General features: G+C 43.8%; 12 protein-coding genes. 9 read left to right on the top strand and 3 right to left on the bottom strand.

Features of this window, described 5'->3' with window-relative positions; translation table 11 throughout:
- Nucleotides 1–16: 16 nt before the first annotated feature.
- Together tyrS and ACFQ2O_RS13835 are read right to left on the bottom strand one after the other, a co-directional pair.
- Nucleotides 17–1,321 carry a tyrosine--tRNA ligase gene (gene tyrS / locus ACFQ2O_RS13830; RefSeq protein ID WP_377528608.1) on the bottom strand — a complete coding sequence of 435 codons (1,305 nt, stop codon included), beginning with the start codon at nucleotides 1,319–1,321 and terminating at the stop codon, nucleotides 17–19.
- Between the two features lie 166 nt (nucleotides 1,322–1,487).
- On the bottom strand, nucleotides 1,488–2,648 hold the full coding sequence (locus ACFQ2O_RS13835; RefSeq protein WP_377528610.1) for a hypothetical protein: 1,161 nt from the start codon (nucleotides 2,646–2,648) through the stop codon (nucleotides 1,488–1,490).
- 229 nt (nucleotides 2,649–2,877) lie between these two features.
- Between ACFQ2O_RS13835 and holA the strand changes: the two genes are divergently transcribed.
- The 9 genes from holA (at nucleotide 2,878) to trmB (ending at nucleotide 14,176) form a co-directional block, all read left to right on the top strand.
- Nucleotides 2,878–3,924 carry a DNA polymerase III subunit delta gene (gene holA, locus ACFQ2O_RS13840; RefSeq protein WP_377528612.1) on the top strand — a complete coding sequence of 349 codons (1,047 nt, stop codon included), beginning with the start codon at nucleotides 2,878–2,880 and terminating at the stop codon, nucleotides 3,922–3,924.
- Nucleotides 3,925–4,215: 291 nt separating this feature from the next.
- On the top strand, nucleotides 4,216–7,338 hold the full coding sequence (locus ACFQ2O_RS13845; protein WP_377528614.1) for a tetratricopeptide repeat protein: 3,123 nt from the start codon (nucleotides 4,216–4,218) through the stop codon (nucleotides 7,336–7,338).
- A 29-nt stretch (nucleotides 7,339–7,367) separates the two neighbouring features.
- The gene (locus ACFQ2O_RS13850; RefSeq protein ID WP_377528616.1) at nucleotides 7,368–9,056 is read left to right on the top strand and encodes a hypothetical protein; all 1,689 of its coding nucleotides are present in this window, start codon (nucleotides 7,368–7,370) and stop codon (nucleotides 9,054–9,056) included.
- Between the two features lie 8 nt (nucleotides 9,057–9,064).
- The gene (locus tag ACFQ2O_RS13855; protein WP_377528618.1) at nucleotides 9,065–10,216 is read left to right on the top strand and encodes an HU domain-containing protein; all 1,152 of its coding nucleotides are present in this window, start codon (nucleotides 9,065–9,067) and stop codon (nucleotides 10,214–10,216) included.
- A gap of 1 nt (nucleotide 10,217) precedes the next feature.
- Nucleotides 10,218–10,928 (top strand): MotA/TolQ/ExbB proton channel family protein, encoded by a 711-nt coding sequence (locus ACFQ2O_RS13860; protein ID WP_377528620.1) that lies wholly within the window; start codon nucleotides 10,218–10,220, stop codon nucleotides 10,926–10,928.
- Between the two features lie 2 nt (nucleotides 10,929–10,930).
- Nucleotides 10,931–11,326: an ExbD/TolR family protein gene (locus ACFQ2O_RS13865; RefSeq protein WP_377528622.1), complete on the top strand. Its 396-nt coding sequence runs from the start codon at nucleotides 10,931–10,933 to the stop codon at nucleotides 11,324–11,326.
- Between the two features lie 12 nt (nucleotides 11,327–11,338).
- A complete protein-coding gene (locus ACFQ2O_RS13870; protein WP_377528624.1) occupies nucleotides 11,339–12,211 on the top strand; it encodes a hypothetical protein in 873 nt (290 codons plus the stop codon).
- Nucleotides 12,212–12,227: 16 nt separating this feature from the next.
- Complete coding sequence (locus ACFQ2O_RS13875; RefSeq protein WP_377528626.1) at nucleotides 12,228–13,520, top strand: bifunctional folylpolyglutamate synthase/dihydrofolate synthase; 1,293 nt, start codon at nucleotides 12,228–12,230, stop codon at nucleotides 13,518–13,520.
- Nucleotides 13,521–13,522: 2 nt separating this feature from the next.
- A complete protein-coding gene (gene trmB, locus ACFQ2O_RS13880; RefSeq protein ID WP_377528628.1) occupies nucleotides 13,523–14,176 on the top strand; it encodes a tRNA (guanosine(46)-N7)-methyltransferase TrmB in 654 nt (217 codons plus the stop codon).
- 118 nt (nucleotides 14,177–14,294) lie between these two features.
- On the opposite strand, the gene trpF is transcribed toward trmB, so the two are convergent.
- A complete protein-coding gene (gene trpF / locus ACFQ2O_RS13885) occupies nucleotides 14,295–14,918 on the bottom strand; it encodes a phosphoribosylanthranilate isomerase (RefSeq protein WP_377528630.1) in 624 nt (207 codons plus the stop codon).
- Nucleotides 14,919–14,976: the final 58 nt, after the last annotated feature.

Genomic DNA, 14,976 nt, shown 5'->3' on the forward strand with positions numbered 1-14,976 from the left:
AGATATTTTATATCAACTAGTTAACAGCTATTAGGTAGTAGTTCTTCTTGCCTTTTTGCACAACTAAATACTTGTTTTGTAAAAGCTCGAATTTAACGGCTCCATCAGCATCTGCTATCTTTTCACGATTTATACTTACGCCACCATTTTTGATCATGCGCTTGGCTTCTCCTTTCGATTCAAAGATTTGCCCGCCTGTAAGCTCTGATAAAAGATCTGTCACCGTTGCTGCTTCGGCATAAGCTTTCTGGCTAACTTCTATTTGCGGCACTCCTTCAAACACAGATAGCAAAACATCCTCTTTTAAGCCTTTCAGCGTCTCCAGGTCACCTTTGCCAAATAAAATTTCTGATGCTGCTACGGCTGCATTGTAGTCTTCTTCAGAGTGTACACGAATTGTAACATCTTTAGCCAAGGATTTCTGTAATAACCGCTGGTGCGGTGCCAGTTTGTGCTCTTCGGCTATTTTCTCAATTTCTTCCTGTGGCAGCAGCGTATATACTTTTATTAACTTTTCTGCTTCCTCGTCAGAAAGGTTCAGCCAGAATTGGTAGAATTTGTAAGGAGACGTCAGGTTAGGATCCAGCCATACATTGCCACCTTCAGACTTGCCGAATTTTGTGCCATCAGCCTTTGTCACCAGTTTGCCTACCAATGCAAAAGCTTTGCCTGCATCCATGCGGCGTATAAGCTCCGTACCAGTTGTGATGTTTCCCCACTGGTCAGAAGCACCCATCTGTAGCTTTACACCTTTGTTCTTGTAAAGGTGAAAGAAGTCGTAGCCCTGTATCAGTTGGTAAGCAAACTCAGTATAAGATAATCCTTCAGCACGGTCGCCCTCTTCGTCTGCATTGAGCCGTTTCTTCACAGAGTCTTTGCTCATCATGTAGTTCACCGTAAGGTGCTTGCCTACTTCTCTTAAAAAGCCAAGGAAACTGAATTCTTTAAACCAGTCGTAGTTGTTAACCATCTCAGCAGAATTGGCGCCACAGTTGAAATCAAGAAATTTCTCCAACTGCTGCTTTATACCCTCCTGGTTTTCAAGTAGTATATCTTCTGACAATAGGTTACGTTCTGCTGACTTACCGGATGGGTCTCCGATCATACCTGTGGCGCCGCCTATAAGCGCTACCGGTTTATGGCCGCTGCGCTGCAAATGAACCAACAGCATAATGGTGGCTAGATTTCCAATGTGCAGTGATTTAGCAGTAGGGTCAAAGCCAATATATCCTGTTGTCATTTCAGAGGCTAACTGCTCTTCTGTGCCTGGCATGAATTCATGGAGCATGCCTCTCCAACGTAGTTCTTCTATAAGGTTCATCTGTACCTGTATCGTCTGTTCAAGGCAAATATAAAAAAGAGTTGGCAGAAAGGGGTAGCAAAGGCACAGCTTTAAGCGGCACGGTAGTGTCAAGCCTTAGGATCCTTGTGTAGGTAAGGGTGAAAACAGATGGACTAAGCTTGATTTAGGTTATAAAACCTAGGGGTTAATAGGCCGCAAGCTCTGATGCTATTCGCCTATTCCATTCCTCCTGAGCCACCTGATTCAAGCCATGGCGCGTTTCGGCATCATACTGCTCTTGTAGCTGGTTCATCTCTCTAAACGATTCGATGTAATGATATTGGATAATGCTATTGTAATCAGCAACGGAGAGAATTTCAGGGGTTATTTTCTTCTTGAATCGTTCTGCTATCAGCTTTACAATATCAAAATGTTTCTGCTCGTGGTTTAAAGCATAGGCATCTAAATGCCCAGCTTTAACCCAGGAAGAAGATGGCAACATATAAGTTTTTACGAGCAGGTTTATATGTACTACACCATTTATAACCTCGCTTTGTCCTTCATATGAAAAACTAGGAAAAATAGATGCCGCGAAACTGCTCGGCTTGGAAGGGCGTCCTGTAAAGTCAGCCCATTTCAAAGGACGCTCCGCTGCATAAAATACCGTATCATGTGCGATGGCGGCAACGTAATCAACAAAGTTTACTTTAGTGGCACTGGCAAGTTTTTCATTTGTGGCGGCTTCCTTGTTCATCCACGTGTTCAGATATTTTAAAGCCTCCACTAGAGACTGCCTAAGAGCTGGTTCTGCTACATCTCCTTGCTTTGCTGACCTTATATATCTGACTCCACCTTTATAAGCAGTTAGTTTAACCTGTTCTCCTTCACGTTCCAGTTCAAATTCCATAGCCACAACAGCCTTGCCTTCTACACGGCCTTGCTCTGCCGGCATCTCTCTGATGCTCATTTCTTTTAAACGAATTGTGATAGGTCGTAATTTTGTATCCTGATGAAGGCCTTTGCTAATGAACTGCTTTAAGGAATTTAAACCACCACCTTGCAAATCTACAGGTTGAGCAGTAGTGGATGGAGCACTTCCTGCAGCAGGATGTGGAATAAGGTGTGCAACAGTTTTACGGTCTGCACGCTCATCCACCACATCAGCTATAAAAAACTCTTTAGGAGTGAAGGGGAGAGATTCTGATTTAAGCACCAGTGGCGTATTATCTGGTACAGCAAAAGTAGCCGATAAAAGTATTGTCGCAGCAAGTATAAGAGCGACCCATAAGGCAAGCTTACTTACGAATCGAACAACAGCATAACTGCCGACAATAGGTACATAGCGAATTGATTTATACTTAATCATCTAGCTTATAAGTTATTTTTGAAGGGGTGTTGGCTTTCTGTATCTTATATATGGCCGATACCTCAAACTAAAGAACATCGCATTTTTTATTTCAGTTCGTATCCGTCTGGAGGGGGATTTATACTTGCTTTAAAACACATTTTATACTTTAACTTTATAGCTGATCCGCTATTTTTGCAGGATTAGACGCATCCACAAATAATCGTCTTCACTATCATACTTACTTATTATGTCGCATACACCCGAAGGCATTATAGAGCAACTGAAGCAAAGGCAATTTGCTCCTGTGTATTTTCTCCAAGGGGAAGAACCATACTACATCGATTTTATATCTGACTATATAGAGGCTAATGCTTTGCAGGAGCATGAGAAGGGGTTTAACCAGGTGGTACTATATGGCAAGGATGTGGATATAGCTACGGTGATGCTGCAGGCGAAGCGTTTCCCGATGATGTCTGAAAGATCAGTGGTGATTGTGAAGGAGGCCCAAAGTATACAGGATATCGAAAAGGAAGATGGCATACGACAGTTGGAGGCTTATCTGCAAAACCCGCTTCCTTCCACCATACTTGTCTTTTGCTATAAGTATAAAACCCTGGATGGGCGCAAAGCATTGGCAAAGACAGTGGGTAAACACGCTGTGCTTCTAACAACTAAAAAGCTTTATGATAACCAGGTGCCCGCCTGGGTGACTAGTTACCTTAAGAGTAAAGGCATGAAAGCCACGCAGCAGGCGGTGGTATTGCTGAGCGAGTACATTGGTTCCGATTTAGCAAGGCTTGCAAATGAAATAGACAAACTGCTGATTAACCTGAAGCCTGGTGCCACTGTGGATGAGGGGCTGGTGCAGGAGAATGTCGGCATTAGCAAAGAGTATAATATTTTTGAACTGCAGTCGGCTTTAATTGCGCGCGATGCGCTGAAAGCCAATCGCATCATAAATTATTTTGAAGCCAACCCCAAAAATAACCCTTTAATACCAAACCTGACGCTGCTCTTCTCGTTTTTCACCAAGCTTCTGACCTTGCACATGCAGCAGGATAAGTCGGAGCAAGGGATTCGAAAAAGTTTGGGGAACCGTGGTTTTTTGGCAAAAGAGTACATGCAGGCAATGCGTACGTTCCCGCTACAGCGTTGCATTGATATCATACATTTTATACGTGTAGCTGATTTGCAGGTGAAAGGTATAACAGGAGGTGATATGAGCGATGCAGACATTCTGAGAGAGCTGGTATTTAAGCTGCTTCACCCGGTGCCGCGTGCTTTAGCTTCTTAATTACTGAATGTAGCGCTGAACCAAGAGGGGCGCCTGGTAAGGTGAAAATATTTTCTGGCAAAGCAGATCAATTTATCCACAGCAGGCAATAATTAGAAGCTTTTTCCATTATATAGTAGCAAAGCCATATAGTGGCGGCTGCTGTATAAAATGCATGAAAGAAAGTGTCAGCTCTTTAAAAATTACTAACTTTGAGTGAGGTAGTATGAGTAGCTAAGTATAGCTTGTATTTTATACTTTCTCCTTTAATCAGAACAAAACGACGAGCCCATTCGGGTAGAGACAATAAACATGAAGATAGCTTACAAAGTAGCACTTGCTTCGGTATTAGCTGGCGGTTCACACGTGGTGGTGGCGCAGCATACGCAAGCTTTCACCGCTGAGGAGAGATACTTCCATGAAGGTTTGGAGCTTTTTGACCGGGCCAAGTATGGCGCCGCACAAGAGGCTTTTGAACGGTACATCGAGCTGATAGGAGACGACTCCAGAACGGCTGATGCACAATATTACTATGCCTTGAGTGGCCTGTACCTCCTTCACCCGGATGCAGAGCAGCTTGTGCTGAACTTTGCCCGCAAGTACCCGACACACCCTAAAACGGCGTTGGCCAATTATGAGCTCGGGCTTTATTACTTTGAGCAAAAGGATTACAAGAAAGCTGTAGAACTTCTGAAGGACGCGCCTACACACTTGCTTAGCACCAAGCAAACCAATGAGCTAGAGTTTAAACTCGGTTATTCATACTTTGCCAATAAAGATTTTGATAACGCTAAAATTTGGTTTGATAAAAACAAGACGACTGGTTTTAGGGAGGATGAGCATCGTTTTGCCTATGCATCGAATTACTACGCAGGCTATATTTCCTATCGCAAAGGTGATTATGCGGCAGCCAAAGCAGATCTGAAAATAGCAGAGAAGAATGCCGCTTATGAGCAGATCGTGCCTTATATGATCACGGAAATCCTGTACAAGGAGAACGATATTTACGAGGTAATCCGCTATGGTGAAGCATCTTTGGCAAGGCAACCGCAGGTGCAGCAGGCAGACGAAATTGCCTTACTTGTAGGGGATGCACATTATCAGAAAGCAGACTATAAAACAGCTGAGAAATATTTTACGCAATACGCCAAAGGCAAGCGTACACTAGAGCCTGTGGTGCAGTATAAGATTGCTTTCACTGACTACAAGAACAACAACTATAAAAATGCCATTGCCAACTTTAAAGAGGTGGCATTGAAAAAAGATGCATTAGGCCAGAGTGCAGCCTATTACCTTGGTCTAAGTTACCTTAAAGAAGATAACAAGCAATTTGCTCTTACAGCTTTTGATCAGGCCCGTAAAAACAACCAGGATAAGGATGTAACAGAAGCTGCTATGCTCAAGTACGCGCAAGTGAACTTTGAGCTGGGTAACTTCAGAGAAGTGATCAACACCCTGGCAGAGTTTAATAAAAACTTCCCTGATTCAGGAGAAGCGGAGGAGGCTGATCGTTTACTAAGCGAATCATACTTTGGCTCTAATGATTATGCAGCTGCCATTCGTCATATAGAAAGCCTGGAGAAGAAGAGCTGGCGTATTTTACAAACCTATCAGCGTGTAACTTACTACCACGGAGTTAACCTTTTTAATGATAGTAAATTTCCGCAGGCAGTGGCTATGCTCGATAAGTCCCTGCAGTACCCATACGACAAAGAAGTTACCGCATCTAGCCACTTTGTAAAGGGTGAGGCTTATTCTATCGGGCAGCGCTATGGTGATGCAATCAATAGCTATGGTGCTGTATTCCGTGCTGCTCCAAATACTAAAGCTGATTATTATGTAAAGTCCCGCTATGGTATAGGTTACGCGTACTTCAATACCAAAGAGTATGACAAGGCACTGACTCATTTCAAAGCCTATCTTGATAATATTCAGCCTAGCAACCCGAACTACAACGATGCCACGGTCCGTCTAGCTGATACGTATTATGTAAACAAAAATTACATCGAGTCATTGAATCTGTATGAGCGGGTTATTTCAAGCAGCTCGCCCGACCGTGATTATGCCTTATTTCAGAAGGGAGTTGTTCAAGGCATACTGAACCGTAACGACAAAGCAAAAAGCAGTTTAGAAGAACTAATTAACAAGTTCCCGAATTCTCGTTACCGCGACGATGCAATGTATCAGTATGCTCTAATAGATTTTGAATCAGGAAAATACCAACCGGCGGTGCAGGGCTTTACCAGATTGATAAACGGCATACCAGATAGCAAGCTTGTGCCAAATGCGTTACAAAAAAGAGGTATAGCTTATACTAACCTGCAGCAGAACAGCCTGGCCATAGCCGATCAGCAGCGTGTGCTAAATGAATTCCCTGACTCTAAAGTGGCCAGTGGCGCCTTGTACAGCTTACAAGAGGTGCTTGGTCAGGAAAACCGTAGCAGCGAATTTGATCAGTATGTAGACAAGTTTAAGTCTGCCAACCCAGAAAGCAATGCGCTGGAAAGCGTTGAATTTGAGGCTGCTAAGACCTTATACTTCAACCAGAAGTATGAGCAGGCGGTAACTAAATTTGAAAGTTACCTCAAAACATATCCAAGTAGTTCTTTTGTGCCGGATGCGCGCTACTTCCTGGCTGATTCATACTTGCGCAGCAATAACAGAGCAGCAGGATTGACAGCAATGAAGCAGGTAATTACAGAGAATCGTTCCGAGTACGTTAACCGAGCGATACAGCGTGTTGCTGATATGGAGTTCGAGGCAAAGAATTATGCTGAAGCTATAAAATACTACAACCGCTTACGTGACCTTGCAAGCAACCGCAAAGAACAACAGACTGCTTTACTAGGGCTGATGCAGAGTTACTTCCGAACCAACGATTATGCTGGAACAAAACGTGTAGCAGGAGAGCTGATCAGCCAGGGCAATGCCAACCTGAATGCCTATAACGTTGCCTTGCTATTCAGAAGTAAAGCTACTTTTGCGCAAGGCAACCTGGAGCAGGCCTTAACTGAGCTACGTGAAACTGTTGCTTCAGCCAATGATGTGAACGGAGCAGAAGCGCATTACCTGATAGGTCAGATCCTGTACAACCAGAAAAAATACCAGGAGGCTTTAGATCATGCCTTTGCCTTTAGCAACAAATTCGGTACTTATGATTTCTGGCTCGGCAAAACATTCTTGCTTATTTCTGATGTGTATGCTGCACAAAATGAAACATTCCAGGCGCGCGCAACTCTTAATTCGATAATTGAGAATGCGCCTAACCAGGAGATAGTAGCTGAGGCGAAGCAGAAGCTGGCGAAACTCGATGGTAATACGGGAGCTAAGAAAGCTACACAGGGAGCTCAACTACAGAACCTGCAGCAGCAGCAAACGCCTCCTCCGGTAGAAATAATCGAGCAGCCAGCCGATACAACAGGCCAGCAGAACTAGTCAAAAATATTTAGAAGAGAATCAGCATCATGAAAAATAAATTAAGATTAGCCTCTCTTGCCATTGTTCTTAGTGTAGGCTACAGTTACCTTAATACTGCTCAGGCACAAACGCAGGGGTGGAACGAAGGTGCCAAACTGGAGGACGCAGAGGTTGTAGTGGAGAAAAATCGCGTTATTGAATTACCCCAGGCTGCACGTAACTATGAAAAATTTAGGATAAATCCGCCAGAGATAGGTGACCGTAACGTACGTTACCGCTTTACGGATTACCGCTTGCCCTCGCAAGACATTGAGCTGCAAATGCGCGTGTTAACTATTAAACAGGATGAGTTAACAAAGCTATATGGCAATTACCTGAAGGCCGGACTAGGCAACTATGGAACACTTTACCTGAAGGGCTATTTTCATAACAAGCGCAGTGATGTAGCAAGCTATGGTGCAAATGTCAGCCATGTGTCATCTTCCAGAGGTCCTGTAGATAAAGATAACTCTGCTGTTTCACAGTCAGATATATCGCTTCATGGGGAGCGTTACCTGAAGGGTCTTACAGTGGGCGGCGATCTGAAGTATGGTCGTGAGAAACATTACTTCTATGGTTACTCTCCTTCGCTGGAGCAGGAGGTAGACCGTGACACCATCAAGCAGGTATTTAATCGCATCCATGCCGAGGGCTTTTTTCATAATCAAACGTCCGGCTCTCCTTTCCTTTACAAAACTGCAGCCCGCCTGCGCTATATCAACGACAACTACGACATGAGCGAAAGCAATTTTGCTGTGGATTTTCGTAGTGAGTATGGCATCGATGAATTGTCAGCTTTTAAAGTAGATGCAGACCTGTCTATTTTATCGCACAACGACTCTGCAGATGTAGGACGAGGTTTCTTTAAATTAAACGCAGCCTACGAGCGCAAATTAAATGCGCTTAGTCTGACATTGGGAGCCAAGATAGCTTATACAGGAGATGATGTGAACGATGCACGTAATTTCAATGTGTATCCAATGGTTCGCTTAGGTTTAGAGCCAATTGAAGGTAACCTGCTGATATATGCTGGTTTAGGCGGTGACCTGCAAAGAACCACTTTATATGAGCTAACGAAAGAGAATCCTTATCTGGCGCCGAACGTGCAGGTGGCAGACGTTAACAAAGGATTGGAAATCTACGGAGGCTTCCAGGCTAACATTGCCAATTACGTACATCTAAATGGCCGTGTAGCGTACCAGAACTACCGTAATTTATACTTCTACAATAACTCTGTTACCGATTCCACCAAATTCGACTTGCTGTATGATGATGGTGTGACAAAAGTGCTAAATATTTTTGCGGAAGCTTCTTTTAATTATTCAGATGAGATACGCTTAGGTTTAAAGGCTGATTATAACAGCTATAACACAGATAACCTAGAGCAGCCCTTCCACCGCCCGGAGCTGATGGCCAGCATTTATGGTACCTACAACTTCTACGACAAGATTCTCTTTAATTCAGAACTTTACTATATTGGTGATTCATTTGGCCGTATTACCCGACCGGATGGTACAACGATGCTGCGTCAGACAGACTCCATCATCGATCTGAACCTGAAAGCGGACTATAGATTCACTAATAATTTTACCGTGTTTCTGATGGCTAATAACTTATTTGGGAAGAAATACGAACGTTTCGTAAATTACCCGAACAAAAGTATAAATCTAATTGGAGGCGTAACTTACTCATTCTAAAAATGCCTATGGTTGAGAAGCATATTAAGTCACTGTTGTATAACCACGACTGTGTTATTATACCCGACTTTGGAGGGTTGATAGCACGTTATGTGCCTGCTCGTATCAATCCTGTGAAGCATACGCTGCAGGCACCATCAAAAAAAATAGCTTTCAACGAAAAGCTGGTTTTAAATGATGGTTTATTAATCAGCACAGTTGCCCACGCTAACAACATCTCCAAAGAAGAGGCGCAGGTGCTGGTGGCTGAGTTTGTGCACACTGCAAGAACAGCTCTACACCGTGAGAATAGGTTTGAGCTACACGAAATAGGTATGTTCCGCTATAGCGCTGAGCACCGCCTGGTATTTGAATATGTGGAGGCTGATAACATGCTTGAAGATAGCTTTGGTTTGCCGGAGCTGGTTGCAAGGCCAGTTCGGGTTGAAGAGCCAGCTGTACTGCGTACACTCATCAAAGAGCGTCAGCAGGAGCTGGTAGAGCAGAAGCAGCCACTCCGCAAGCGCATTAAGCGGGCATATCACATGGCAGCTGGTTTAGCTTTGGCCGGTTTATCTGTATCTGCTTTATACTTCTTGTCGCTTCAGGCAAACTATGATATGAGCAGCTTAAATCCGGTAATGCTCTTTAACTCTAGCCACAGTGTTGCCGCCGCAGGTATAGCGGATGATTATGCCGCCGATTATGTGCCCTTCACAGAAGATGAGCGTTTGCAGCATTATAGTTTATTGCTTCCTGGAGCAATACAAACAACCCATGTAGCCAACTGGGACGAAGCAGACTCCTCTTATATTTCAGAGACAGATTCTTTAGCTATTGCTTTAAATGATGGATCTGAAATTGTTGTTGATGAAGTAGTTATAGAAGAAATTGGTGCTCCTGTTGAGCCTAAAGAAACTAAAATGCCAGCGCATATAATTAAAGCAAATGATGGTCGTTTCTACATCATTACAGGTGGTTATGTACGACTTGAAAATGCAGAAGAGAGCCGCGCAGCGATAAAAAAGCAAGGAGTAGAAGCAAAAGTGGTACTTCCTGGCCCTGGCAGCAGACTTTACCGTGTGTCAGTGGCTGATTTTTCAACACCAGAAGAAGCACATGCTGTTATAAGCACATACAGACAGAAATTCGGAGAAACACTTTGGGTACTTAACAATTAACATGACATCACTCTTATTACAAATCACTACGGCAGCACCTGCCGACACAACTACCGCTTTAGCTGAGGGTGCTGAAGCAGCAGCTGAAACATCTGTCTCGCTTTGGGATTTAACCATGGCCGGTGGATGGTTTATGATTCCATTGGCACTTTTATCGTTGGTAGCTATTTACATTTTTGTAGAACGCTATCTCACGTTAAAGAAGGCTGCTCAAAACCCGGAAGGCTTTAACGACCGCATCAAAAGTATGGTGCTGGCCGGCGACATCAACGGTGCGAAGATGTTGTGTGCTCAGACAAATACACCTGTTTCCCGCATGATTTCTAAAGGTATTTCCCGCATTGGAAACCCGTTAAAGAACATTGAGACTTCCATCGAGAATGTGGGTAAGATTGAAATCAGCCGTCTGGAGAAGAACTTGTCTGCGCTTGCTACGATTGCTGGAGCTGCACCTATGCTCGGTTTCCTGGGTACTGTAACAGGTATGATTGGAGCTTTTATTGCTATTGCACAGGCCGAGGGTTCTGTAAGCCCAAAGTTGCTGTCTAGTGGTATTTACGAGGCCATGGTAACCACAGCAACTGGTCTGATTATTGGTCTGCCTGCTTATGTAGGGTATAACTATTTGGTATCTAAGATCGATAGCATCGTTCACTCTATGGAGTATTCATCTATCGAGTTCCTTGATCTTTTACAAGAACCACAGCTTTAAGAATGAATTTCCGCTCTAAAAACCGGGTCAATGCTGAGTTCAGTATGTCGTCCATGACAGACATTATTTTCTTGTTGTTGATCTTCTTTATGCTTACCTCGAACTTTGTTACGCCATCGGGCTTACCTGTAAGTTTACCAAGTAGCAAGACCAGTGACATTGTGATGCAAAAGATCAGCGTTACCATCACTGAAGATTTGCAATACTACCTAAACGATAAGCCTATTGCGCTGGAAGAAATTGAGCCACAGCTTACCGCTCTATTGCAAGGAACAGAGGAGGGCGCCGTGGTGTTACACGTAGATAAGACTGTGCCGGTAGAGCACTTGGTAAAGGTAGCCGGTATCGCCAAAAACCTGAATGCAAGTGTAACGCTGGCCACTGTTCCAGCTGAATAATCTTAAATCAATATGGCAATAGCCCACTCTCAAGAAGAAGAAAAGAATAAACGCATAGCTGCCGGTGTGAGCATCGGTATCCATGCGCTTATTCTGCTTTTTCTGATTTACATGCTAGCGTGGCGCGCACCTGATCCTCCAGCCGAAGAACTCGGTATTCAGATGAACTTCGGTACTGACGATATGGGAAGCGGTGACGTGCAGACACTGGCAACCCCGAACGAATCGAAAAATGTAGAGGACAGTAAACCAGCGCCTACACAACCAGATCCTGTTAATGAACCCGAGCCGGTTGTGAAACCAACTCCACCTACTCCGGTAGAGGCACCTAAAGTTACCACAACCACCGCTGAAGCTCCTGTTTCAGTGAAGGAAGAGGTAAAGCCGCAGCCCAAGCCTCAACCTAAAGAAGAAGTAGTGAAGAAAGAGCCGGAAAAGCCAAAGTCACTTTATCCGGGGGCACCAACCAACAGTACTGGTAATGGCAAAAGCGGCACCTCTAATAATGCTACCGGGAACAACAATGGGGATGATGCTGGCAAAGTAGGAGATAAAGGCAGTCCAGACGGTGACATCAACTCTAAAGCTATGTACGGCAAAGCCGGTGGCGGAGCAGGTGGATCGCTCGATATGCCGGGCTGGCGTTATGATATAGAACCGAAACGTGACCCTTACAGTAATGAAACAGGTATAATTCGCTTTCAGATTAAAATTGATGCTGATGGTAATTTAGTAGGTATCAATACGCTCGAAAGCAATGTATCGCCTCAGGTTAAAAAGTGGTACGAAGATCAGCTTCGTAAAACTTCTTTCAGCCGTACCGGTGGCAGCGGTGCATCAGCGGGTGCAACGGGTGTCGTAACTTTTAGAATTACTTCTCGCTAAATTTCCTTCTATTTTGATGACTTATCAAGATTGTCTTGATTATCTATACCAGCAATTGCCGATGTACCAACGCATCGGCAATGCTGCTTTTAAGAAGAGCCTGGACAATATCGTCGCTCTTTGCGAAGCAATGGGGCAGCCTCAGCACCAGTTTAAATCCATACATGTAGCAGGTACAAATGGTAAAGGCAGTAGCTCTCACATGCTGGCGGCGGTGCTGCAGGAGTCGGGTTATAAAACAGGGCTTTATACTTCGCCGCACCTAAAATCTTTTACCGAGCGGGTGAGGATTAACGGGCAAGAGTTGCCGCAGGATTATTTGGTGCAGTTTGTAGAACAGTATAAACCATTGTTTGAAAGAGTAAAACCTTCCTTTTTTGAAATGACGGTGGCACTTGCTTTCAAATACTTTGCTGAAGAACAGGTGGACATAGCTGTGATAGAAGTGGGTTTAGGTGGCAGGCTGGATTCTACCAATATCATCACACCCGTTGCTTCGCTTATTACCAATATCAGCCTGGATCATCAAAGTATGTTAGGTGATACCATTACGGCTATAGCCGCAGAAAAAGCTGGCATTATCAAACCATCTGTACCTGCAGTGATAAGTATGAAACAGTTGGAAGCGCAGGAGGTGTTTGAAACCAAGGCAGAAGAAATGCAGGCTCCTTTGCTCTTTGCAGATGATCAGTTCAGAGTTGATGTTACAAGCTCAAATCTGCAGCGCCAGGTGTTTCAGGTATATTATAAAGAGCAGGTTTTTTTACAGGGGCTGGAGCTCGATCTAGCAGGCTCTTATCAAAAATATAACTTGCCAGGAGTGTTGCAGGTGCTAAAATTGATGCACGAGTTAGGGTATGCTATTTCTGACAAAGCAGTAAGAACCGGATTAGCGAATGTAAAAGCCCTCACAGGTTTAAAAGGGCGCTGGCAAGTGTTACAGCAGGAGCCGTTAATGCTTTGTGATACAGGTCATAATGAAGACGGGGTTAAACAAATTGTTAAAGGTCTGGAGCAGTTGCAGACTAAACAGGTACACATAGTTTTTGGGGCAGTAAATGATAAAGATGTATCTACTATTTTAGCTCTGCTACCTAAACATTACACCTACTATTTCTGCGAGGCAGCTATACCAAGAGCTTTACCTGTATCTGAATTGCTCCTCAAAGCCCAGCACATAGGTTTGAACGGTACCGCATATACCACGGTAGCAGAAGCTATTGCTGCTGCTAAAGCAAATGCTACTCCAGATGAGGTTATTTTTGTAGGAGGTAGTACCTTTGTAGTTGCTGAAATTGAAGAACTATAAGCATGGGAAGATCTAAGATGGCGAAATTCGCCGCTGTAGCCGAACGTGAAAACGTGTTTGAGCCTGGAAATGAGCTATATGACCAGTTAGCCGGTAAGTGGCGTGAGTTATACTTTGAAAACTCAAACCCTATTGTACTTGAAGTGGGGTGTGGCCGCGGTGAATATACTGTGGGTATGGGACGCATGTTTCCCGAAAAAAACTTTATCGGCACTGATATAAAAGGCGCCCGTATCTGGAAGGGCAGTACTATGGCAATGGAGGAGGAGCTAACGAATGTAGCTTTCCTGCGGGCCTTTATTGAAAACATTGGAGATTTATTTGCCGAGAATGAGGTAGACGAAATCTGGATTACTTTTCCGGATCCTCGTCCGAAAGACCGGGACATTAAGCGCCGTCTTACCTCACCTCGTTTTCTTGATCAGTATGAGCGTATACTGAAGCCCGGTGGTATTGTACATTTCAAGACAGATAATGAAGCGCTGTTTGACTATACCTTAGAAATACTGGCAGAACGTCAGGCCAAAGGCTTACTTCAAACCAAAAACTTATATAGTTCTGACCTCCAGGAGCACACAATGGGTATTTATACTACCTATGAAAGACGTTACCTGGGCGAGGGAATTCCGATCAAGTACCTGCAATACACCGTTTAAGTGCTGTGTAGTCAAGGTATAAATGCTGTTTCATGCAAAAGGCCAACCGTAATATCGGCTGGCCTTTTGCATGAAGGGCTTATCAAATTATTTATTATTTAAGACTCATAATGAAAGTCTAAGCTTCTTCTATTTCTTCGAATATGTCTGCCAGTTCGTCAAAGTCTTTTAAGCCCGGTTTTATCTCATGACCACCTTGCAAGCCTATTCCGGCTGGTTTTATGTTTTGTAAAACAGAAGAAATGTTATCCTTATCAACGCCAAAACCAATGTAAACATTAAACTTGTCGCAGATGTCTGACAGGAAGCGTGTGTTCGTTTCATCTACTGTCGTGAAGTCATCTGAGAAAATGATGAAAGCATGTACTACAGAACTGTACAGTTCCATCATTTCCAGCAGTTCGCTCTCAACCGTATCTTTGTTGATGAAGACCTTTTGAATAACAGGGCGATTGATTTCTTCAATTTCATCAATCAGGTAAGGAATATCAAGTTGTATATAATTCAGATTAAATTCATCTGCCAGTTCATTTATTAGATCCGGTCTGGCGCGAAGAAACTCTCCACCAAGCTTTACACCTGCTACCCATCCTGCAATTTCCTTGAGTGTATCAGGCTTCACACGTTCCGGATCATCTAGTTTAAGGTTGAAGCCGATAATGTCTACACCCATGCCAGCACAGTAGCGCGCATCGCTTAGGTTGTTTATTCCATTAACTATCACAGAGGTACGTAAGCCCATAGTAACTTATTCTTTATATTTTAAATCGGATTGTATTCTTTTTTTCAGAGCCCAAAGT

The organism is Pontibacter rugosus, assembly GCF_042678745.1.
GTDB classification, from domain to species: domain Bacteria; phylum Bacteroidota; class Bacteroidia; order Cytophagales; family Hymenobacteraceae; genus Pontibacter; species Pontibacter rugosus.